The organism is Thalassobaculum salexigens DSM 19539, from assembly GCF_000423805.1.
Lineage (GTDB): Bacteria > Pseudomonadota > Alphaproteobacteria > Thalassobaculales > Thalassobaculaceae > Thalassobaculum > Thalassobaculum litoreum.
In genome coordinates, this window is record NZ_KE384095.1 from 616,929 (window position 1) to 637,627 (window position 20,699).

20 protein-coding genes are annotated in these 20,699 nt (G+C 68.3%); 9 read left to right on the forward strand and 11 right to left on the reverse strand.

All coding sequences use genetic code 11. The annotated features are described in order from the left end of the window. Positions 1–295: 295 nt before the first annotated feature. Positions 296–3,271 carry a pentapeptide repeat-containing protein gene (locus G578_RS28835; RefSeq protein WP_051245206.1) on the forward strand — a complete coding sequence of 992 codons (2,976 nt, stop codon included), beginning with the start codon at positions 296–298 and terminating at the stop codon, positions 3,269–3,271. A gap of 7 nt (positions 3,272–3,278) precedes the next feature. Here G578_RS28835 and leuB read toward each other — a convergent pair whose 3' ends face one another. The 3 genes from leuB to leuC all read right to left on the reverse strand — a co-directional run bounded on the left by leuB (position 3,279) and on the right by leuC (position 6,620). Next, positions 3,279–4,391, reverse strand: a complete 1,113-nt coding sequence (gene leuB, locus G578_RS0123325; RefSeq protein ID WP_028796279.1) for a 3-isopropylmalate dehydrogenase — start codon at positions 4,389–4,391, stop codon at positions 3,279–3,281. Between the two features lie 193 nt (positions 4,392–4,584). Next, positions 4,585–5,190 carry a 3-isopropylmalate dehydratase small subunit gene (gene leuD / locus G578_RS0123330; protein ID WP_028796280.1) on the reverse strand — a complete coding sequence of 202 codons (606 nt, stop codon included), beginning with the start codon at positions 5,188–5,190 and terminating at the stop codon, positions 4,585–4,587. A gap of 20 nt (positions 5,191–5,210) precedes the next feature. Then, on the reverse strand, positions 5,211–6,620 hold the full coding sequence (gene leuC / locus G578_RS0123335; RefSeq protein ID WP_028796281.1) for a 3-isopropylmalate dehydratase large subunit: 1,410 nt from the start codon (positions 6,618–6,620) through the stop codon (positions 5,211–5,213). A 258-nt stretch (positions 6,621–6,878) separates the two neighbouring features. On the opposite strand from leuC, the gene G578_RS28840 reads away from it, so the two are divergent. Continuing rightward, positions 6,879–7,622: a sulfite exporter TauE/SafE family protein gene (locus tag G578_RS28840; RefSeq protein ID WP_028796282.1), complete on the forward strand. Its 744-nt coding sequence runs from the start codon at positions 6,879–6,881 to the stop codon at positions 7,620–7,622. 239 nt (positions 7,623–7,861) lie between these two features. Here G578_RS28840 and rplS read toward each other — a convergent pair whose 3' ends face one another. The 6 genes from rplS to G578_RS0123370 form a co-directional block, all read right to left on the reverse strand. Then, complete coding sequence (gene rplS, locus G578_RS0123345; protein ID WP_028796283.1) at positions 7,862–8,341, reverse strand: 50S ribosomal protein L19; 480 nt, start codon at positions 8,339–8,341, stop codon at positions 7,862–7,864. A 72-nt stretch (positions 8,342–8,413) separates the two neighbouring features. After that, positions 8,414–9,166 (reverse strand): tRNA (guanosine(37)-N1)-methyltransferase TrmD, encoded by a 753-nt coding sequence (trmD, locus tag G578_RS0123350; RefSeq protein WP_281169200.1) that lies wholly within the window; start codon positions 9,164–9,166, stop codon positions 8,414–8,416. A 33-nt stretch (positions 9,167–9,199) separates the two neighbouring features. Then, complete coding sequence (gene rimM / locus G578_RS0123355; RefSeq protein ID WP_028796285.1) at positions 9,200–9,763, reverse strand: ribosome maturation factor RimM; 564 nt, start codon at positions 9,761–9,763, stop codon at positions 9,200–9,202. A gap of 29 nt (positions 9,764–9,792) precedes the next feature. Further along, positions 9,793–10,230, reverse strand: coding sequence for a 30S ribosomal protein S16 (rpsP, locus tag G578_RS0123360; RefSeq protein ID WP_028796286.1), 438 nt, complete (start codon positions 10,228–10,230; stop codon positions 9,793–9,795). Positions 10,231–10,291: 61 nt separating this feature from the next. Next, positions 10,292–11,788 carry a signal recognition particle protein gene (gene ffh / locus G578_RS0123365; RefSeq protein ID WP_028796287.1) on the reverse strand — a complete coding sequence of 499 codons (1,497 nt, stop codon included), beginning with the start codon at positions 11,786–11,788 and terminating at the stop codon, positions 10,292–10,294. 196 nt (positions 11,789–11,984) lie between these two features. Then, entirely contained in the window at positions 11,985–12,329 is a 345-nt protein-coding gene (locus G578_RS0123370) for a TM2 domain-containing protein (RefSeq protein WP_028796288.1), read from the reverse strand. Positions 12,330–12,561: 232 nt separating this feature from the next. On the opposite strand from G578_RS0123370, the gene G578_RS0123375 reads away from it, so the two are divergent. Then, on the forward strand, positions 12,562–12,861 hold the full coding sequence (locus G578_RS0123375; protein ID WP_028796289.1) for a hypothetical protein: 300 nt from the start codon (positions 12,562–12,564) through the stop codon (positions 12,859–12,861). Positions 12,862–12,907: 46 nt separating this feature from the next. Here G578_RS0123375 and G578_RS0123380 read toward each other — a convergent pair whose 3' ends face one another. Next, positions 12,908–14,167 carry a flavin-dependent oxidoreductase gene (locus tag G578_RS0123380; protein WP_028796290.1) on the reverse strand — a complete coding sequence of 420 codons (1,260 nt, stop codon included), beginning with the start codon at positions 14,165–14,167 and terminating at the stop codon, positions 12,908–12,910. An 81-nt stretch (positions 14,168–14,248) separates the two neighbouring features. Here G578_RS0123380 and G578_RS0123385 point away from each other — a divergent pair, with 81 nt between their 5' ends. Continuing rightward, a complete protein-coding gene (locus tag G578_RS0123385; protein ID WP_028796291.1) occupies positions 14,249–15,052 on the forward strand; it encodes an alpha/beta fold hydrolase in 804 nt (267 codons plus the stop codon). Positions 15,053–15,056: 4 nt separating this feature from the next. Here G578_RS0123385 and G578_RS0123390 read toward each other — a convergent pair whose 3' ends face one another. Beyond that, positions 15,057–16,445 (reverse strand): aminotransferase-like domain-containing protein, encoded by a 1,389-nt coding sequence (locus tag G578_RS0123390; protein ID WP_028796292.1) that lies wholly within the window; start codon positions 16,443–16,445, stop codon positions 15,057–15,059. A gap of 135 nt (positions 16,446–16,580) precedes the next feature. Here G578_RS0123390 and G578_RS0123395 point away from each other — a divergent pair, with 135 nt between their 5' ends. The 5 genes from G578_RS0123395 (at position 16,581) to G578_RS0123415 (ending at position 20,697) form a co-directional block, all read left to right on the forward strand. Beyond that, the gene (locus G578_RS0123395; protein ID WP_028796293.1) at positions 16,581–17,555 is read left to right on the forward strand and encodes a threonine dehydratase; all 975 of its coding nucleotides are present in this window, start codon (positions 16,581–16,583) and stop codon (positions 17,553–17,555) included. Between the two features lie 36 nt (positions 17,556–17,591). Next, the gene (locus G578_RS0123400; protein ID WP_028796294.1) at positions 17,592–18,308 is read left to right on the forward strand and encodes an alanyl-tRNA editing protein; all 717 of its coding nucleotides are present in this window, start codon (positions 17,592–17,594) and stop codon (positions 18,306–18,308) included. An 88-nt stretch (positions 18,309–18,396) separates the two neighbouring features. Then, positions 18,397–19,296, forward strand: coding sequence for a PhzF family phenazine biosynthesis protein (locus tag G578_RS0123405; protein ID WP_028796295.1), 900 nt, complete (start codon positions 18,397–18,399; stop codon positions 19,294–19,296). A gap of 10 nt (positions 19,297–19,306) precedes the next feature. Continuing rightward, positions 19,307–20,215 (forward strand): PhzF family phenazine biosynthesis protein, encoded by a 909-nt coding sequence (locus G578_RS0123410; protein WP_028796296.1) that lies wholly within the window; start codon positions 19,307–19,309, stop codon positions 20,213–20,215. Then, positions 20,212–20,697 carry a GNAT family N-acetyltransferase gene (locus G578_RS0123415; protein ID WP_028796297.1) on the forward strand — a complete coding sequence of 162 codons (486 nt, stop codon included), beginning with the start codon at positions 20,212–20,214 and terminating at the stop codon, positions 20,695–20,697. Before G578_RS0123410 ends, G578_RS0123415 begins: the two co-directional genes overlap by 4 nt. The last annotated feature ends 2 nt before the right edge of the window (positions 20,698–20,699 follow it).

The window sequence follows — 20,699 nt, forward strand, 5'->3', positions numbered from 1 at the left end:
CTCCTTCCGCGATGTACGCGACGTTCGGCGGGGGTTTACGCCCCCCGGTCCTGCATCGCAAGCACGCAAACGGAAGGGCGGAAGCCGCTAGCCGGTGGTCTTGGTGGTGGTTTTCGGGGTGGTGAACGCGCAGACGCCGACGCCGGCCGCTTTCGGAGCGGAGCGCAGGAGAAGGTCAGCCATGAAAGCCGGTGCGTTCATGGGAGGACGTATAAGCGATTTCGGGGGTGTGGGGAAGGGCACTTCTGGTGCGGGAGATGGCACGCTAGGGTTGCGGGTCCAAGGGGAGGCGTGCATGGCGGAAAAGTCCACATGGCCGGTCGAGTTCGACTGGCGCAAGACGGCGCTCAAGCTGTCGAAGATCGCGATCAAGTTTGCCGTGACGGGCGTCCCGCCGAGCCCCGGTGCTGTGGTCGATGCGGTGGTGGACAACATCAAACTGGCACCGGAGGCGGCCGGCAAGGATGGCGCGTCGCCGACGCCGGAGGCGCTGATCACGCTCTGGCTCAATCAGGCAATGGCCCTGGCGATGATCGATGTGTTCCGGGAGGCGCAGGAGCACGCCAGCAAGCCACTGCCGCTGGAGATCGACGAGAGCGTGGTTCAGCCGGGCGGGCTCGATCCCACGGCGCTCTATGAACCCCAGGATGTCGATGTTTGGTCGATGGTGGGCGACGCGACGCTGACGCGGCTCGATGACTGTGGTGTGGCCAAATCAACGGCGTTGGAGATTGCCGGAGATCTTGCCGATCGGTTCGTGGAGCGGTTCTGGGGGCTGGTGGCGGGTCACGAAGCACGCGGCGGAACCATTCCGATCTTGCTCAAGCGGGACGTTCTGCGTCAGCGGGCGGCGGAGGCGGCGGCATGGCGGGAAAATCGCAGGCGTCTGATCCGGACACCCCGCGAAGCGGACAAGAACCCGCTCCTCGATGGCAAGGCGAGCCTGGAACAGATCTATGTCCCCCTCCAAGCATACGAAGCGGTCGAGAACTCCAGGCTGAAGGGCCTGCGTCGACGGGGCGATGAGGATCATGGCGACAGACGCCCTTTGATGCGCTTGCTCAGCCTCGATCAGGAGTTGGATCGTTGGGTGGACGATCCAAAAGCGCCGTCGGTTCGGATCGTCGCGGGTGGGCCAGGGTTCGGCAAATCGAGTGCGGCTCTCATGCTGGCTGCTCGGCGGGCGATAGAACCTGGATGGCGCGTCCTGTTGGTACCCCTGCATCAAGTTGACGAGGCCATGACCTGGGACTCGGTCGAGGACGCCATTCGGGCAACAAGCACGGTTATGCCGCAGGCCCTTGCTCAAGCGGCACGGGGTCGGAAGATACTGCTAATCTTTGATGGACTGGATGAACTGGCGACGAAGAACGAGAGCGGCGTTCTTCCGCTGGACACCCTGGTGTCGCAGATCAGAGAGGTCGTTGAGATCCGAAACCGAGACGGCCGTGGCATGCGAGCTCTTCTGCTTGGGCGTGACCTCGCTGCGGGCGAAGCGAGTCGTGCCGCTCGGGCGACGGACGATATGTTGCATGTCCTGCCATTGCGCCCGACGGAGGAGGACCGTGAACGATATCGGTGGCAGGACGACACCGCGCCGGAGTTCGACCACCGCCAGGAGTGGTGGCGTCGATATCGGGAGGCGGTTCCAGGTGCTCCGGACCTGCCCGAAACTCTTTTCGAGAATGGGTCCTTCACCGAGATAACGTCGCTACCTGTTCTTATGTCCCTGCTGGCATTCTCGCTGGGGGAGAAACCAGCGCCCGACAATCTGGCGACTCTTGGGCGTGTCGAGCTGTATGACAACATCTGTAGGGCCGCGTACCGTCGCACCTGGGGGGAAAGCGATCAGCCGCCCCATTGGGGTGTTGAAAGCGAGGACGATTTCTTCCGGCTCGTCGAGGACATCGCGCTGGCTACCTGGCGGCGGAACAGCCGGCGGGCAACGGTGGAGGATCTGACCGCTGTTCTGAAGGCGAGTGCCAGCGCGACGGGTGAAACCCAGGCGGCCCTGATTTCCGACAGCAACGGCGCGGGTGCGAAGCGGTTGCTGATGCTGTTCTTCTTCCGTGATGGAGCGGACGGGGAAGTGCGCAAGGCGCGCGCAGACCGGATGGTGTTCGAGTTTAGCCACAAATCCTTCGCCGACTATCTGCTGGCGCGGCGGCTGCTGCGGGCCGCGCGGGAGGAGGTGGATCTTGCCGGTTGGGCGCGGCTGTTTGGGGCCTTCCGCATCGAGATGGCGGTGGTCGGATTCCTGCGCTCGGAATCGGTGCGGCAACGGGACGCTGAATACCTGCCCTTGGCGACGGCCCGCGATCATCTGACGAGTTTGCTCAACGTCGCGGTCGGTGATGGCTTTCCGATTTCCGGGTTCGACGCATCCGGCGGAACGAGCGGTGCCTTGGCTCGCCAGGTGGCCGATGCCGAGCTGGCCTTGCTGGCGACGTTGGATGCGGTATGCCGGGGAAATGACGAGGCCGGGGTCGAAAGAAAGATCGGCCGTGCGGCGGTGAAATGGCCCGACGCTTGGGCCGCGTGGCGGATGATCGGGCGCCAACCGCCACCGGCAGACGACCTTAGTATCCGCTGGCGCGACAAGCCGCCGTTGGACCCCATCCGCGAATGCCTCGCGCGCTTGATCTATGTCTTGGAAGATGGTCGATCCGAGGCTGACGATGACTCGACCGCCGTAGGGGCCGACGAAATGCTTCACCTTCGGGGAATGCGGTTGGAGAACGCAAACCTTGAAGGCGCAAACCTTGAAGGCGCGAACCTTCAAGCCGCACGTCTTCGTAGCGCAAACCTAGAAGGCGCAACCCTAGAAGGCGCGAACCTTCGTGAAGCGAAGCTTCAAGACGTTAACCTTCAAGGCGCGAACCTTCAAGGCGCGCAGCTCCCAGACGTGAATCTCTGGGACGCTAACCTTCATGGCTCGAACCTTCAGGGCTCGAACCTCGACGGCGCAATCCTTCGTGATGCGAACCTTCAGGGCGCGGACCTTCATGGCGCGAACCTTCAGGGCGCAAACCTTCGGGGCGCAATCCTTCGTGATGCGAACCTTGAGGGCGCGGACCTTCATGGCGCGAACCTTCAGGGCGCAAACCTTCAGGGCGCGAACCTCGAGGAGGCACCCAGTATCCGGGCCGCTCGGAACGTCGATCAGGCGATCATGACCACCGATTTGCGCGCTGCTCTCGGCCTGCGTCCGCAGCGGCAGGACGTGCCGCCGACCGATCCTGACGAGGAGGACGACGGCACGCCTGACTAGCGCCGGATCAAACCAGCTTATCCAGCTCCTTGAGGATGCTGTCGGTCATGGTCGCGGTGGAGACCTTGGCCTTGCCCGGGGCCATGATGTCGGCGGTGCGCATGCCGCCGGCCAGCACGTTGTCGATCGCCTTCTCCAGCAGATCTGCGTCCTCGCCCATGTCGAAGCTGTAGCGCAGCAGCATGGCGAAGCTCAGCATCTCGGCGATCGGGTTGGCCATGCCCTTGCCGGCGATGTCCGGGGCGGAGCCGTGGACCGGCTCGTACAGGGCGTGGCGCTTGCCGGTGGTCGGATCCTCGGCCCCGAGCGACGCCGAGGGCAGCATGCCGAGCGAGCCGGTCAGCATGGCGGCACAGTCGGACAGGATGTCGCCGAACAGGTTGTCGGTGACGATCACGTCGAACTGCTTCGGCGTGCGGACCAGCTGCATGGCGCAGTTGTCGGCGAACATGTTCTCGTAGTCGAGACCCTCGCCCTCGGAGGCGTGCAGGGCGGTCATGACCTGGCGCCAGAGCACGCCGGACATCATGACGTTGGCCTTCTCCACCGAGGTCACCTTGCCGCGGCGCTTGCGGGCGAGGTCGAAGGCGACCCGGCCGATGCGCTCGATCTCCGGCGTGGTGTAGGCCTGGGTGTCGAAGCCGCGCTTGCTGCCGTCGGGCAGATCCTCGATGCCGCGCGGCTCGCAGAAATACACGCCGCCGGTCAGCTCGCGCAGGATCATGATGTCGAGACCTGACACCAGCTCCGGCTTCAGCGAGGAGTTCTCGACCATGGACGGGAAGACCATCGCCGGACGCAGATTGGCGAACAGGTCCATTTCCTTGCGCAGGCGCAGCAGGCCGCGCTCCGGCTTCAGCTCGAACGGCAGGTCGTCGTATTTCGGACCGCCGACCGCGCCGAACAGGACGGCGTCGGCATGGGTGGCATCGGTCATGGTCTCGTCGGTGAGCGCCGTGCCGTGGGCGTCATAGGCCGCACCGCCGACCAGGCCTTCCTCGATGTCGAAGGAGACCGAGCGCTTCTTCGCCATCCAGTCGACGACGCGCAGGGTCTCGCCCACGACCTCGGGGCCGATGCCGTCACCCGGCAGCACCAGCAGTTTCTTGTTCGACGCCATAACCCGCTTCCCTCCAGAAAACCCTCTTCACCCCGCGCAAGTCCTTAAACAAAGGGGCGAGGCGAAGCAAACCGGTTGTTTTTCTCGGCCGGCGGGAGGGTGTCCCGCCGACGCCGTTGTCTATGCGCAGCCCGTTCCGCCCGGGATCAGGTCCCGGATCAGGCCCCGGATCAGGCCCAGAATCGGGCCAGAATCAGGCCCAGGGCGTGGCCGCCTTGCGCTGCTCCTCGAAGCTGTCGATCTTCGAGGCCTGCTGCAGGGTCTGGCCGATATCGTCGAGACCGTTGATCAGGCAGTGCTTGCGGTGGGGGTCGATCTCGAACGACACGCTCTCGCCGTTCGGACGGCCGATCGTCTGGTTCTCCAGGTCGATCTCCAGCACCGCGTTGGAGCCCTTGCCGGCATCGTCCATCAGCTCGCGCAGCTGCTCGTGGGTCACCTGGATGGGCAGGATCCCGTTCTTGAAGCAGTTGTTGTAGAAAATGTCGGCGAAGCTGGTGGAGATCACGCACTTGATGCCGAAATCGAGCAGCGCCCAGGGGGCGTGCTCGCGGCTCGACCCGCAGCCGAAATTGTCCTCGGCGACGATGACCTGGGCGTTGCGGTACTGCGGCTTGTTCAGCACGAAGTCCGGCTTCTCGCTGCCGTCCTCGTTGTAGCGCATCTCGGCGAAGGCGTGCTTGCCCAGGCCGGTCCGCTTGATGGTCTTCAGGTACTGCTTGGGAATGATCATGTCGGTGTCGATATTGATCATGTCCATCGGAGCGGCGGTGCCGCGCAGCTGGGTGAACTTTTCCATTTTTCTTCCTCCCCTTGCGCTCAGTTGGCCAGCGCGCGCACGTCGGACAGGTGGCCCGTGACGGCGGCGGCGGCGGCCATGGAGGGGCTCACCAGATGGGTGCGCCCGCCCGGGCCCTGCCGGCCCTGGAAGTTGCGGTTGGAGGTGGACGCGCAGCGCTCGCCCGGCTCCAGCTTGTCGGCGTTCATCGCCAGGCACATGGAGCAGCCCGGCTCGCGCCAGTCGAAGCCGGCCTCCTTCAGGATGACGTCGAGGCCTTCCTGCTCGGCCTGCTCCTTCACCAGGCCGGAGCCCGGAACGACCATGGCGTAGACGCTGTCCGCGACCTTGCGGCCCTTGGCGATCGCCGCGGCGGCGCGGATGTCTTCGATGCGGCCGTTGGTGCAGGAGCCGATGAAGACCTTGTCGATCTTCACCTCGGTCATCGGCGTGTTCGGCGCCAGGCCCATATAGGCGAGCGAGCGCTCGATGGAGGCCTTCTTGCCGGGATCGGACTCGGCGGCCGGATCAGGCGTGTGGCCGGTGACCGGGACCACGTCCTGCGGGCTGGTGCCCCAGGTGACCTGCGGAATGATGTCCTCGGCCTTCAGCACCACTTCCTTGTCGTACCGCGCCCCCTCGTCGGACGGCAGGGTCTTCCAGTATTCCACCGCCAGTTCCCATTCGCCGCCCTTCGGCGCCATGGGGCGGCCCTTCAGATACGCGAAGGTGGTCTCGTCCGGCGCGATCATGCCGGCGCGGGCTCCGCCCTCGATGGTCATGTTGCAGACCGTCATGCGGGATTCCATCGACATCTCGCGGATCGCCTCGCCGGCGAACTCCACCACATGGCCGGTACCGCCGGCGGTGCCGATCTTGCCGATGATGGCCAGGATCACGTCCTTGGAGGTCACGCCCTCCGGCACCTTGCCCTCGACGGTGATGCGCATGTTCTTGGCCGGCGCCTGCGGCAGGGTCTGGGTGGCGAGCACATGCTCCACCTCGGACGTGCCGATGCCGAAAGCCAGCGACCCGAAGGCGCCGTGGGTGGCGGTGTGGCTGTCGCCGCACACGATGGTCATGCCCGGCAGGGTGAAGCCCTGCTCCGGGCCGATGATGTGGACGATGCCCTGGCGGACATCCAACACGGGGAAATACGGGACGCCGAAATCCTTGACGTTCTTCTCCAGGGTCTCGACCTGGATGCGGCTTTCCTCGTCCGCGATCCCCTTGGAGCGGTCGGAGGTCGGCACGTTGTGGTCGGCGACCGCGAGGGTCAGGTCGGGCCGGCGCACCTTGCGGCCGGCGAGCTTCAGGCCCTCGAAGGCCTGCGGGCTGGTGACCTCATGGACCAGGTGGCGGTCGATATAGATGAGACAGCTTCCGTCCTCCTGGACGTCCACCAGATGGCTTTGCCAGATCTTGTCGAACAGCGTGCGGGGCGTCGCCATGGCTGCCGGTTCCTCCTAAAGCATGGGGGCCGCGCGGGTCCGGAGCATCGGGGGCTCCGGCGGCGGCCGGTCTCTCTCTTGCGTCGTCTCGCGTTCCGTTGGCCGGAACGGCTTGTTTCGAGCGCCGGACTGTACAAGGACGCGGGTTGCAGGCAAACCGTGAAACGCGCAAGAACGCTTTGCACGGGGGCGGTTCCGCGTCTGATTCGTTCTTCACCTGCCTTCGCATCCTTCCCGACGACCATTCGAGCCGCCCACATGACGGAAATGCTGTCCGATCTCGATCCGCCGCTGCTGGTCCTCACCATCTGCGCCGCCTTCCTGGCCGGCGCGGTCCGCGGCTTCGCCGGGTTCGGGTCGGCCCTGGTGCTGGCGCCCGTGCTGGCCCTGGTCTACGGGCCGACGGTGGCGGTGCCGGTCATGTCGGTACTGCAGGTCCCGATCCTCTACCAGGTCACCAAGATCGCCATGCGCGAGACCAACTGGAAGCGCACCGCGCCGATGGCGGCGACGGCGCTGGTGTCGATCCCGCTGGGCGCGGCCGTGCTGAAGAGCCTGGACCCGGAGATGTTGCGCATCGGCATCTCGGTGATCGTGCTGACCCTGGCGGCGGTGATGGCGGTGGGCGGCCTGCCCCGGGTCGCCCGCACCCGCACCCGCGACATCGTGGCGGCATCGACCGCGGGGGCGATGGGCGGGGCGACCGGCATCGGCGGGCCGCCGCTGGTGCTGTATTTCCTGGCGACGGCCGAGCCGGCGCGCCAGGTGCGCGGCGACCTGTCGGGCTATTTCCTGGTCACCGGCATCGTCGGCCTGGCGACCTATTTCCTCTACGGCCTGATCACGCTGAAGGCGCTGACGATCGGCGGCATCCTGGCGGTGCCGCATTTCGCCGGCATGTCCTTCGGCGGCTTCCTGTTCCCGCGGGCGAGCGAGAAGACCTTCCGCTGGATCGCGCTGACGATCCTCGCCTGTGTCGGGGTGGGGACGCTGCTGAAGTAGGGGCATCTCCCTCGTTCCCCACGCCCTCGCGCACTCCCCGGATTCATTCCGGGGCCTACGCCCAGGTGCGCTTGGACGTTCCTTTGCTCACTCGAGCGCCCGTTCAGGCTGACCCGTGGGCCCCGGAATGAATCCGGGGAGTGTGAGAAGAGGAAAACGGAGAGCCTCCAAACGAAAAACGCCGCGACCCTCGTGGGATCGCGGCGCTCTCGTATGGGTAACCCGAGTGAGCGGGAGGCTTACGCCTCGGCGTTGCTCTCGGCGGCCTTCGCCTCGCGGGCGGCGGCCTGAGCGGCCTTGTTGGCGGCCTTCGCCTCGGCGGCGGTGGCGCGCTCGGCGGCGGCCAGCTTGCCGGCGTAGCCGGTGGTCTTCTCGGCGATACGGGCCGACTTACCGGTGCGGCCACGCAGGTAGTACAGCTTCGCGCGACGGACCTTGCCGCGGCGCATCACCTCGATGCCGGCGATCCGCGGGGAATACAGCGGGAACACACGCTCCACACCCTCACCGTAGGAGATCTTGCGGACCGTGAAGGAGGAGTTCAGGCCGTCGTTGCTGCGGCCGATGCAGACGCCCTCGAAGGCCTGGATACGCTCACGCGTGCCTTCGACCACCTTCACGTCGACGCGCACGGTGTCGCCCGGGGCGAACTCGGGGATGGTGCGGTCCGCGCTCAGCTTCTCGACCTGCTCTTTGTTGAGCTGCTCGATGATGTTCATGGCTTCGTCTCCGTCTCGAGGCCGGCTCGAACTCGGTCCGGCGGTTGGTCCCGTTGTCATCGGCCGCCTGGTCTATCGACCTTCGGCCTGGTCCTTGTTCCTGCAGTAGCGCGCCCAGAGGTCCGGTCGCCGCTCCCGCGTGATGGTCTCCGCTTCCCGGCGCCGCCATGCCTTCACGTTGGCATGGTGCCCGCTGGTCAGCACCTCGGGGACGGTCCTGCCGTTCCAGTCCCGAGGCTGGGTGTAGAGGGGATACTCCAGCAGCCCCTCTTCGAAACTCTCCTCGGCCAACCCGTCGGCCGCGCCCATGACGCCGGGCAGCAGACGGATCACCGCATCCATCATCGCCAGTGCCGCCGGCTCGCCGCCGGACAACACGAAATCCCCGAGGCTGACCTCCTCAAGGTCGCGGGCGGCGATCACCCGCTCGTCCAGTCCCTCGTAGCGCCCGCAGACGATCACCGCTCCCGGTTCCGCCGCCAACGCCTTCGCCCGCGCCTGGTCAAAGCGCCGTCCACGCGGGCTGAGGTAGAGCCGCGGACCCGGTCTGTCCTCCACCGCCGCCAATGCCGCATCCACGACATCCGGGCGCATAACCATACCGGTACCCCCGCCGAACGGGGTATCGTCCACGGAGCGGTGCTTATCTCGCGCGAAGTCCCGGATGTCCAGCGTTTTCAGACTCCATACGCCGGAATTCAGGGCCTTTCCCGCGAGCGACAGGCCGAGCGGTCCCGGAAACATCTCCGGGAACAGCGTCAGTACCGTGGCCTGCCACCCGCCGGTCGCGCCGTCGGATGAAAGGGCCTCGGACTGCCGCTCCACCTGCGGCCCGCTCCGCTCGTCCACACCGCACTCCTATTCTTCTTCCGCCGGGTTTTCCGGCGCGTCCTTTTCCGGCGCGTCCTTTTCTGGCGCGTCGTCCAGAGCGCCTTCCGGCGGATCGACCACCATCCGGCGCGCCTCCAGATCGACCGTGGGGACGATCTGCTCGGTGAAGGGCAGCATCCGCGCCTTGCCGTCCTCGCCGCGGAACTCCAGGAGGTCGCCCGCGCCGAAATCGTAGAGCGCGGAGACCCGACCCAGAGGGGTGCCGTCGGTGGCGACCACGTCCATGCCGATCAGGTCGGCATGATAGAAGCTGCCGTCTTCCGGCTCGGGCAGCGCGTCGCGCGCCACATACAGCCGCTCGCCCTTCAGGGCTTCGGCGGCGTTGCGGTCGCCGACCCCGTCCAGGGCGACGATCACCTGACCCTTGGCCTCCCCGGTAACCCGCAGGGTGAACCGCCGCTGCCCGGTCTCGTCCTCGACGGGTCCGTAGGCGGCGATGTCCGCCGGCACCTCGGTGAAGGGCTTCACCTTCACCAGGCCCCGGACCCCGTGCGGGCCGGTGATGGCCCCGAGACAGACGCGTGCGCTCATGGCGGCGGTCTCTGCGAGCATGGCAGGCCTCAGGCCTCGGCCTTCTCTTCCTCGGCCGGAGCTTCTTCAGCCGGGGCCTCTTCGGCGGCCGGCTCAGCGGCGGCGGCGGCAGCAGCCTCGGCGGCTTCGGCGGCCTTCGCGGCTTCCTCGGCCTCGCGCTCGGCGCGCTTCTTGCCCGGCGCGGCCTTCTTGGTCTGTTCGGCCCAGACGAACGGATCCATCACGCCGGCCTTGCCCAGCAGCTTGTGGACGCGGTCGGTGGCCAGCGCGCCGACGGAGAGCCAATGCTTGATCCGGTCTTCCTTGACGATCAGGCGGTGCTCATGATCCTGCGGCAGCATCGGGTTGTAGGTGCCGAGCTTCTCGACGAAGCGGCCGTCGCGCGGCGAGGTCGCCTCGGCGACGACGATCCGGTAGAACGGGCGCTTCTTGGCGCCGCCGCGGGACAGGCGGATACGAAGTGACATTGTCGTTCCTTTCTCAGTACATTCTTTAGTTTGTTCAATGCGTTAATCGTGATCCGGCAGGCTATTTGCGCTTGCCGGGAAATCCTGGGGGCAGGCCGGGGAGCCGCGGGCCGCCGAGACCGGGCATGCCGCCCATCCCACCGCCGTGGGAGCCACCCATGCCGCCGCCCATGCCGCCGGACGGCAGTTTCGGCATCTCGCCCGGGGCCGGCATGCCACCGCCGCCGCCCATCAGGCCCTTCATCATGCCCTTGCCGCCCATCTTGCCGACCTTCTTCATCATCTTCGCCATTTCCATATGGCTCTTCAGAAGGCGGTTGATGTCCTGCACCTCGGTGCCCGATCCCGCGGCGACACGGCGCTTGCGCGAGGCGTTCATCACCCGCGGATTGACCCGCTCGGCCTTGGTCATCGAGGAGATGATGGCTTCCTGCCGCTTGAGCTGGCCGTCGTCGATATTGGCGCCGGCGAGCTGTTTCTGCAGCTTGCCCACCCCCGGCAGCATGCCGAGCACGCCGCCCAGTCCGCCGAGATTGCGGAGCTGCTTGAGCTGGGACGCCATGTCGTCGAGCGTGAAGGTGCCCTTCATCATCCGCTCGGCCATCTTCTCGGCCTCGTCGGCCTCGATGGTCTGGGCGGCCTTCTCGACCAGGGAGACGACGTCGCCCATGCCGAGGATGCGCCCGGCGATCCGCTCGGGGTGGAAGTCCTCCAGGTCGCCGACCTTCTCGCCGACGCCCAGCGCCTTGATCGGCTTGCCGGTGACGCCGCGCATGGACAGTGCCGCACCGCCGCGGCTGTCGCCGTCGACGCGGGTCAGGATGATGCCGGTGATACCGACGCGCTCGTCGAAATTGGTGGCGGTGGTGACCGCATCCTGGCCGGTCAGCGCATCGGCGACCAGCAGGACCTCGTGCGGGTTGACGGCGTCGCGCACGGCGCGGGCCTCGGCCATCAGCCCCTCGTCGATCGAGGTGCGGCCGGCGGTGTCGAGCATGACCACGTCGTAGCCCTGCAGGCGGCCGGCGGTCATCGCCCGTTTGGCGATGGTCAGCGCGGTCTCGCCCTGGACGATCGGCAGGGTGTCGACGCCGACCTGTTCGCCCAGGGTGCGCAGCTGCTCGCGCGCCGCCGGGCGGGTGACGTCGAGCGACGCCATCAGCACCTTCTTGCGGTCGCGCTCGGTCAGGCGCTTGGCCAGCTTGGCGGTGGTGGTGGTCTTACCGCCGCCCTGCAGGCCGACCATCAGGATCGGCACCGGGGCCACGGCGTTCAGGTTCACCGCCTGGCTGTCGGAACCCAGCGTGGCGACCAGCTCGTCATGGACGATCTTGACGACCATCTGGCCCGGGGTGACCGACTTGATCACCTCCTGGCCGATGGCGCGCTCGCGCACCCGGTCGATGAAGGACTTCACCACCGGCAGGGCGACGTCGGCCTCGAGCAGCGCCACGCGCACTTCGCGCATGGCGGTCGACACGTCGCTTTCGCTCAGTGCGCCGCGTTTCTTCAGGCGGTCGAAGACCGACCCAAGACGCTCGCTCAATCCCTCGAACACGTCGTCACCCGTGGTGCGTTACGGTCGAAACCTAATGGCGTTGTCCCAAACGGAAACGCGCCCGTGCTCGAACCCTCGAGGACGGACGGAACCCGTTAAGGTCTCGGCGGCCGAAGCTGTGCCAAGAAGCGCGCTGTATACGGGCAACCGCCCGCTGGGTCAAGGATGCGGCGGAAGGGGGATGCTAAAGCCGCCGTCAGCGGCTCAGCATGGCGATCAGCTCGTTGTTCTTGTCCCGCGCGATGCCGGGGATCAGGAACAGGTCGAGGAACCACCAGATCGCCGGGATCAGCAGCAGGAAGCCGAACACGCCGAAGGTGATGCTGGAGAGAGCGCCGAAGATCACCCACATGCCGAGCATGACCAGCGCGCTCTTCACCGCACCCAGATAGAACCGGTGAACCGCGAAGGTGCCGAGGAAGAACCAGAGCAGATAGGCGATCAGCACGGACTTCTTGTTGGCGTCGTACTGCATGATCCGCTCGGCCTCGCCGGAGGGACCGTAATAGCCGTTCGTGCGATCCGGCGACGTGTCGGTCATCGTGCGCTTCCTCTATCTCTCTTGCGTTGTCCAACTATTCATATGGGGATGCGGATCAAATCCGCAAAACAGCATGGCCGCTCCGCGTCCGGCGCATGGGTTCCCCTCTTTCAAGACCGGGCATAGCAGAGGATATTCCACGCCGCGATCTGGGGAGCCCGGCGACTGTGTCCGGCGATAACCGGGGCGCGCCGCGCCGCACGCGCGACCGGGCCGGGAGGCCCTTCCCCAAATGACGTTCCAAATCATCCGCACCGCCGTCTTTGCGGCGCTCGCGCTTGCGTTCGTCTCCACCGCCGCCTCCGCCGCCGGCAATACCAATCGCGGCCTCGCGCCGGCGACCGACGCCAAGACCTGCGGCCAGCTCATCAAAGACACCCGCGAGATGCTGAACGAGACCGAGGTCACCGAAGAGACCGACAAGGCGGTCGAGGCGATGATCAAGGAGGCCGATGCCCAGTGCAAGGCGAGCGACTTCGGCACGGCCACCGACACCGTCGTCCAGGCGCGCGCCCTGCTGACCAAGGAATAATCGTATCGGCCGTCGGCCGGTCTGACTTGCTTGCCCCAGCCCCCGGTCAGGCCGCCGCTTCCGGCACGATGGGCGGCCGCGCGTTGAGAGCGTCCTTGTCGAACCCGGCAAGGCGCTTGTAGGCCGCGGCCGTCCCCTCCCTTTCCTCCGCGCTCAGCACGTCGTCGATCCGGTCGAACCCGTCCGGCGCGCGCTCCTCCACCATCTGCATCACCTGCTCCGGCCCGTTGCCGCGATTGGCCGTGACGATCTTCGCCGTCGCCGGCAGCCGCTCCGCCTCATAGGCCCGGAGCGCCGCCGGGCTTAGACCCTGCGCCAGCAGCTCGCGGGTCAGCACGCGGGCATCCAGGATCGCCTGGCTCGCCCCGTTGGAGCCGATCGGGTACATCGGATGCGCCGCGTCGCCCAGCAGGGTCAGCCGCCCGTGGCTCCAGGCGTCCAGCGGATCGCGGTCGACCATCGGGTATTCGTAGACCGTCTCCGCCGCCCGGATCAGCCCCGGCACGTCCAGCCAGTCGAAGGCCCAGGTCTCGAACGGCGGCAGGTAGTCCTCCACCCGCCCGGCCCGGTTCCAGTCCTCGCGCCGCCAGGGCTGATCGGGGCTGAACTTGCGCTCGGCGATGAAGTTGATGAGCTGGCGGCCGTCCGGGAGATCGCGCAGCGGGTAGCACACGAATTTCTGATACTCGTGGCCGGCCATGATCATGGTCCGGCCGCCCAGGAACGGCGCGGCCACCGCCGTGCCGCGCCACAGGATGGCGCCGTTCCAGATCGGCGGACCCTCGTCCGGGTGCAGGGCGGCGCGGGCGGCGGAATGGATGCCGTCGGCGGCGATCAGGATATCGCCCGCAACCTCGGCGATCTGGGCGCCGCCGCGATCGGCGAAGCGGGCGGCGATGCGGTCGCCACGATCCTCCCAGGACGTCAGGGCATGGCCGGGGGCGATGGCGTCCGGTCCGAGCCTGTCGAGCACGGTGCGGGTCAGCAGCATCTGCAGCTCGCCGCGATGGATCGAGATCTGGGGCCAGGCATAGCCGGCGTCCCGTCCGCGCGGCTCCGACCAGATCTCCTGGCCGCGGCGCGAGTAATAGGCGAGGCGGGCCGTCGGGATGCCGAGGGCGAGCAGTTCGTCCTGCAGGCCGAGCTCGGTCAGTTCGCGGACCGCGTGGGGCAGGACGTTGATGCCCACGCCCAGCGGCGCCAGCCGCTCCACCGCCTCGAAGATCCGGCAGGGGATGCCGACCTGATGCAGGCTGAGTGCCAGGGTCAGCCCGCCGATTCCGCCGCCGGCGATCAGCACCGTCATGACCGTCCCCTCCTTTTCCGTCCTTTCCCGCGATGATAGGGAGAGCGGGCCGGATCACACAAGCGAGGCGTCGGAACAGGCATGGCGGCAAGACAGAGCGAGATCGTGCAGACCGGCTTCGGCCAGGTGGAGGTGCACCGCTGGGGGCCGGGCGGCCGCCCTCTGGTCCTGCTGCACGCCGCCGCGACCGGCCCGAAGGCCTACGCGCCGCTGGCGGAGCGGCTGGCCGAGGCCGGGTGGCAGTGCCTGGTGCCGGCGCTGCACGGCTATGGCAACAGCCGGGTCCCGGGGGCGGCCACGGCCGTAGAGGCGCATGCGGCGATCGCCATCTGGCTGGCGGAGGTCAGCGGCGCCAGGGCCCTGGTCGGCCATTCCATGGGCGGGCTGGCGGGCCTGCTGGCGGCACCCTCGGTGGCGCTCGACCGGCTGGTTCTGTTCGAGCCGATCCTGTTCGACGCCCTGGACCCGGAGGCGGATGCCGACCTGATCGCCGCCGAGGCGGAGATGGCGGCCGAGATGCAGCGGCATCTGGCCGACGGCCGGGACGAGGACGCCGTACGGGTCTTCGTGGAGGTCTGGAACGACACGCCCTGGGCCGACCTGCCGGAGGCGGCCCGCGCCCGGCTGACCGCCCAGGCCGCCGGCGTGGTGGCAGACACCCAGGCCACGGGCGGCGTGACCATCGCCCCGGAGATCTGGACGGCCGCGCCGCCGACAACGCTGATCCATGGCGACCGCTCGCCGGAGATCGCCCGGCGCATGGTGGCCGGGGCGATGCGGCATCTGCCGCGGGCAGCCGTCACACCGCTCTCCGGCGTCGGGCATATGGGTCCGCTGATGCGGACCGGGCCGGTGGCCGAGGCGATCCTCGCGGCGCTGCCCTGAGCCCTCACATGAAGGCACGGTCCTCCGCCGGACCGTGCAGCAGGGTCTCGGCGACGATATGCAGGCCGGCGATGGCGTCGTCGTCGCTGCGCGGGCGGCCCAGCGCGAGGCGGATGCGGTTGCGGCCGGCGCCGGTCACCGTCGCGAACACTTCCCCCGCCGTGGTCACCACGCCCCGCTCCAACAAGGCCGCCGCCGCGTCGCTTCCCTCCCAGGCGTCGGGCACCTGCAGCCAGGCATGGGGGCTGGCCTCGCAGCGGATCGAGATCAGCGGGCCGAGCACATGACGGGCGGCATTGGCCCGGCGGATCTGCGCGCCCCGCTTGCCGTCGCGCAGCCGGTCCGCCGTCCCGTCGGCGAGCCAGCGGGTCACCACCTCGACGGTGAGCGGGGCCGCCATCCACACAGAATCCCGGATCGCCGCCCGGCCGCGTGTGCGCATCCGTGGCGGCATGTGCAGGGCCCCGACCCGCAGGCCCGGTGACAGGTGCTTGGAGGCACTGGTCAGGTAGATCACATGCTCCGGCGCGAAGGCGGAGATCGGCGCCGGCACGTCGGCATCGGCATAGGCCCGGTACAGGTCGTCCTCCACCACCGGCAGGCCGTAGCGCTCGATTACCCGCGCCAGCTCCCGCCGCCGTGGCTCGGCAAAGGTCAGCGAGGTCGGGTTGTGCACCGTGGGGATGAGGAACAGCGCCTTGGGCCGGTGGTGGCGGATCGCCGCGTCGAGTGCGTCGGGCGCCATGCCGTCGCCGTCCCAGTCCACCCCCACCGTGCGCAGGCGCAGGGTCGAGGCGACGCCGATGAACCCCGGATGGGTCAGCGGATCGCACAGGACGACGTCGCCCGGTTCGGTCAGCGCCTGCAGGGCCGAGGAGATCGCGTGCTGGGCGCCGGCGGTGATCAGCGTGGTTTCCGCCGTCGCGTCCACGCCGAAGCCGGCGATCCAGTGGGCGAGCGCCGCGCGATGCTCGCGTCGGCCGCCATTGGTGTCGTAGTCGGCCAGCCGCAGGTCGCGGGGATCGGCGACGATCTGCGCCAGCGTGGCGCGCAGCGCGGCCTCGGACTCCGCCATCTCGGTCGGGAAATTCAGGCCCATGTCGACCGGCGCCGGCTCGCTGTCGGAATTTCGGCCCCAGCCATGGGTGCGCGGGTCGCGCACGAAGGTGCCGCGGCCGATTTCCCCGTCCACCAGGCCGCGGGCGGTGACCTCCTTATAGGCGCGGGTGACCGTGCCCACGGTGACGCCCAGGCGCCAGGCGAGGTCGCGATGGGTCGGCAGCCGCGTGCCCACGCCGAGGCGGCCCGCCTGGATGTCGTCGGCGATGGCCTCGGCGATGGCCCGGTAGCGGGGACCGGTGCGCCGGCCGATATCGGGAAGCCAATGTGTCATGGTGACAATGTTCCGCTTGAACCGAATGAAGGGAGACAATATGCCGGACAATCAGAAAGACAATCGTAACATTGTCCCCATGACAGACCCCACGACAGACAGCTCGCGGACAATGCAGACACAAGGACCGGACCGATGAGCCAGAGCGATGCGCTAGACCGCCTGAACTCCGCCGCCGAGATCGTCTATTCGGTCATGGCGCCGACGCCGCAATACGCCTGGCCGCTGCTGGGCGAGCGGGTCGGGGCCGAGGTCTGGGTCAAGCACGAGAACCACACGCCGGCCGGCGCCTTCAAGATCCGCGGCGGCTCGGTCTATGTCGACCACCTGCGCCGCACCCGGCCCGACGTGACCGGCGTGATCGCCGCAACCCGGGGCAATCACGGCCAGTCCGTGGCGATCGCCGCCCGTCGGGCCGGCCTGTCCTCCACGGTCGTCGTGCCGGAAGGCAATTCGGTGGAGAAGAACGCCGCCATGCAGGCCTGGGGCGGCGAACTGCTGGTCCATGGCCGCGATTTCCAGGAGAGCTTCGAATACGCCCAGGGCCTGGCCGAGGAGCGCGGGCTGCACATGTTCGCCAGCTTCCACGACCGGCTGGTCGACGGGGTGGCGACCTACGGCATGGAGCTGTTCAAGGCGGCGCCGGACCTGGAGGCGGTGTTCGTGCCGATCGGCCTCGGCTCCGGCATCTGCGCGGTGATGGCGGCGCGGGACGCGGTCGGCTCCAAGGCGGAGGTGTGGGGCGTGGTGTCGGAAACCGCGCCGGCCTATGCGCTCAGCTTCGAGGCGGGCCATCCGGTCTCCACCAACGCCGCCAGCGCGCCGACCATCGCCGACGGGGTCGACTGCCGGGTGCCCAACGCCGCCGCCTTCGAGCGGATCAAGGCGGGTGCGGCCGGGATCATCAAGGTCTCCGACGACGAGATCAAGGACGCCATGCGCGCCTATTACACCGACACCCACAACATCGCCGAGGGCGCCGGCGCGGTGCCGCTGGCCGGGCTGATGCAGGTGCGCGAGCGCTGGCAGGGACGCAAGGTTGGCGTGATCCTGTCCGGTGGTAATGTGGACATGGACGTCTACCGGGAAGTCCTGGCCGGGGCGTCCTGAATCGAACCCCGGACGAACGCACGCGAAAGGTGGATCATGACCGAGGAGCTGTTCCGCGAGGACTCCTACCTCAAATCCTGCGAGGCCAAGGTGGTGGCGGTGAGCGAGGAGGGCATCGTCCTCGACCGCACCGTCTTCTACCCGACCGGCGGCGGCCAGCCCGGTGACGTCGGCACGCTGACGACCGAAGACGGGCGCACCGTCCGGGTGGCGGATACCCGCAAGGGCAAGACCGTCGCGGGCATCGTCCACGTCCCGGCCGACGGCGCGCCCGCGCTGGCCGAGGGCGACAGCGTGACGGCGACCCTCGACTGGGAGCGCCGCCACCGGCTGATGCGCATGCACACGGCGATGCACATCCTGTGCTCGCTGGTGGATGGCGGGGTGACCGGCGGCCAGGTCGGCGACGCCAAGAGCCGGCTGGACTTCAACCTGGAGCCGGAGAACGTGCCGGACAAGGACGCCCTGACCGAGAAGCTCAATGCGGTGATCGCCGGCGACCACGCGGTCACGATCGGGTCGATCACCGATGCCGAGCTGGAGAGCAATCCGGATCTGGTGCGCACCATGTCGGTGAAGCCGCCGACCGGGGCCGGCACGGTGCGGATGATCCGCATCGGCGACGACGTGGACTACCAGCCCTGCGGCGGCACCCACGTGAAGGCGACCGCCGAGATCGGCCGGCTGGAAGTGACCAAGATCGAGAACAAGGGAAAACAGAACCGCCGGATCAATATCGCCCTGGTCGATTGAGGGCATCCCATCGGCGGGAGGCATGACGCGCCGGGGGGCCGGCGCGACCGGGTGAAGTGCGCCCTTCGACACGTGTGAGGACCGAGGAATGACCCTGAGTTTCGAGACCGTGGACGTCTTCACCGACACCCGCTTCGGCGGCAATCCGCTGGCCGTGGTGTTCGGTGCCGAGGGGCTGCCGACCGAGCGCTTGCAGCAGATCGCCCGGGAGTTCAACTACTCGGAGACCACCTTCGTGTTGCCGCCGGAGGACCCGGCGAACACCGCGCGGGTGCGGATCTTCTCCACCAAGCGCGAGATGCCCTTCGCCGGCCACCCGAATGTCGGCACCGCCGCGGTGGTCGGCTGGCGCGGGGAGCTGTTCGGCAGGCCGCTCGGCGACACGGTCCTGTTCGAGGAGATCGCCGGCGTGGTGCCCGTGACCCTGGAGCGCGCGGGCGGGGCGGTTATCGCGACCACGCTCACCGCCCCCGCCGCCTTCTCGCGTCACGCGGAGATCCCGGTGGCGCAGGTCGCAGCCTGTCTGGGGTTGGAGGAGACGGCGGTGACCGTCGCCCGCCACGCGCCGGTGATCGGCTCGGTCGGCCTGCCCTTCATCCTGGCCGAGCTGAGCGATGCCGAGGCGATCCGCCGGGCCCAGCCGGTGGCGGCCCGCTTCGCCGACCAGCCGGCCGTGGCCGCCAACGGCGCGATCCTCTGCTACGCCCGGGTGGCGGAGCCGGAGATCGACATCCGGGCGCGCATGTTCGCGCCGATCCGCAACGTCGCCGAGGACCCCGCCACCGGCAGCGCCTGCGGCGCGCTGATGGGCCTGCTCGGCACGCTGGAGGCGGGACAGGGAGCCCAGCGAAAGCGGATCGCCCAGGGGGTGGAAATGGGCCGCCCGTCGCTGCTCCAGGGGGCGGTCGACCACGACGACGGCATCAGCACCGCCGTGCGCATCGGCGGCCGGTCCGTCCGCGTTCTGCGCGGGACCATCGAGGACTGAGGAGATCGATATGACCCTGACCTACGAGACCGTGGACGTGTTCACCGAGACCCCGTTCGGCGGCAATCCGCTGGCGGTGGTGTTCGGCGGCGAGCACCTGACGACCGAGCGCATGCAGGCCATCGCCGTCGAATTCGCGTATTCGGAGACCACCTTCGTGCTGCCGCCCAAGGACCCGGCGAACACAGCCCAGGTGCGGATCTTCACCCCGACGCGCGAGGTGCCCTTCGCCGGGCATCCCAATGTGGGCACCGCCACCGTCGTCGCCCGGCGCGGGACCCTGTTCGGCAGACCGGTGGCAGATGCGGTCCGCTTCGAGGAGGGAGCCGGGCTGGTGCCGATCTCGATCCTGAGCGAGGGCGGCACGCCGGTCGGCGCCCAGCTCACGGTGCCGCAGCCTTTCCAGCGGGGCACCGAGGTGCCGGCGGCCGATATCGCCGCCTGCCTGGGCCTGTCCGAAAGCGCCATCCGCATCGACCGCCACCCGCCGATCGGCGGCACGGTCGGGCTGGAGTTCATCCTGGTCGAACTCGCGGATCGGGCGGCGCTGGAGGCGGCGCGGCCGATCCGGGCGGAGTTCGAGAGCCGTCTCGCCACCCGGCCGGTCTACGACATCCACTGCTACCTGCGCACCGGCGACGAGGACGAGGTCGACGTGCGGACCCGGATGTTCGCGCCGCTCGACGATATCGACGAGGACCCGGCCACCGGCAGCGCCAACGGCGCCCTGCTCGGCCTGCTGGCGGAACTCGACGGACCGGCGGATGGCATGATGGCCCTGCGCATCGCCCAGGGGGTGGAGATGGGCCGCCCGTCCCTGCTCCTGGGCGAGGTCGACCGGGCCGGCGGTGCCACAACCGCGATCCGGGTCGGCGGTCGCTGCGTGGCGATGATGCGCGGCGAGCTGGTGATGCCGTGACCGAGGCCGTCACTGTCTCGGTGGCGGCCAGCACGTCGGACCGTGCCGATTTCGCCGCCCTGGTCCGCGAATACGTGGACTGGCTGGCGGTCGATCTCGGCTATCAGGGGCTGGAGGCGGAGCTGTCGGAGCTGGAGCGGGTCTATGGTCCTCCCGGCGGCATCCTGCTGGCCCGGGCCGTCGACGGGGCGGCGCTGGGCGGCGTCGCGGTGAAGCCGCTGCCGGCCCTGGGCTCCGGCATCTGCGAGATGAAGCGGCTCTATGTGCGGCCGGCGGGCCGCGGCCTCGGGCTGGGCCGGCGCCTGGGCGAGGCGGCAATGGTCCATGCCCGGGCGGCCGGGTTCACCGCCATGGTGCTGGACACCATGCCGAGCCGCATGGGCGATGCGGTGGCCATGTATGCCAAACTCGGCTTCAGCCGCCGGACCGCCTATTACGACACGCCGATCGCCGAGACGATCTTTCTCGAACGCATCCTGTAGCC

Excerpts from the sequence above, each read along its gene's own strand:
- G578_RS28835 (WP_051245206.1), top strand. The coding sequence starts at position 296 with ATGGCGGAAAAGTCCACATGGCCGGTCGAGTTCGACTGGCGCAAGACG.
- G578_RS0123395 (WP_028796293.1), top strand. The coding sequence starts at position 16,581 with ATGAGCCAGAGCGATGCGCTAGACCGCCTGAACTCCGCCGCCGAGATC.
- G578_RS0123385 (WP_028796291.1), top strand. The coding sequence starts at position 14,249 with ATGGCGGCAAGACAGAGCGAGATCGTGCAGACCGGCTTCGGCCAGGTG.
- G578_RS0123400 (WP_028796294.1), top strand. The coding sequence starts at position 17,592 with ATGACCGAGGAGCTGTTCCGCGAGGACTCCTACCTCAAATCCTGCGAG.
- G578_RS0123405 (WP_028796295.1), top strand. The coding sequence starts at position 18,397 with ATGACCCTGAGTTTCGAGACCGTGGACGTCTTCACCGACACCCGCTTC.
- leuC (WP_028796281.1), bottom strand. The coding sequence starts at position 6,620 with ATGGCGACGCCCCGCACGCTGTTCGACAAGATCTGGCAAAGCCATCTG.
- leuD (WP_028796280.1), bottom strand. The coding sequence starts at position 5,190 with ATGGAAAAGTTCACCCAGCTGCGCGGCACCGCCGCTCCGATGGACATG.
- G578_RS0123380 (WP_028796290.1), bottom strand. The coding sequence starts at position 14,167 with ATGACGGTGCTGATCGCCGGCGGCGGAATCGGCGGGCTGACCCTGGCA.
- G578_RS0123375 (WP_028796289.1), top strand. The coding sequence starts at position 12,562 with ATGACGTTCCAAATCATCCGCACCGCCGTCTTTGCGGCGCTCGCGCTT.
- rimM (WP_028796285.1), bottom strand. The coding sequence starts at position 9,763 with ATGAGCGCACGCGTCTGTCTCGGGGCCATCACCGGCCCGCACGGGGTC.
- rplS (WP_028796283.1), bottom strand. The coding sequence starts at position 8,341 with ATGAACATCATCGAGCAGCTCAACAAAGAGCAGGTCGAGAAGCTGAGC.
- leuB (WP_028796279.1), bottom strand. The coding sequence starts at position 4,391 with ATGGCGTCGAACAAGAAACTGCTGGTGCTGCCGGGTGACGGCATCGGC.
- G578_RS0123390 (WP_028796292.1), bottom strand. The coding sequence starts at position 16,445 with ATGACACATTGGCTTCCCGATATCGGCCGGCGCACCGGTCCCCGCTAC.
- rpsP (WP_028796286.1), bottom strand. The coding sequence starts at position 10,230 with ATGTCACTTCGTATCCGCCTGTCCCGCGGCGGCGCCAAGAAGCGCCCG.
- G578_RS0123370 (WP_028796288.1), bottom strand. The coding sequence starts at position 12,329 with ATGACCGACACGTCGCCGGATCGCACGAACGGCTATTACGGTCCCTCC.
- G578_RS28840 (WP_028796282.1), top strand. The coding sequence starts at position 6,879 with ATGACGGAAATGCTGTCCGATCTCGATCCGCCGCTGCTGGTCCTCACC.
- G578_RS0123410 (WP_028796296.1), top strand. The coding sequence starts at position 19,307 with ATGACCCTGACCTACGAGACCGTGGACGTGTTCACCGAGACCCCGTTC.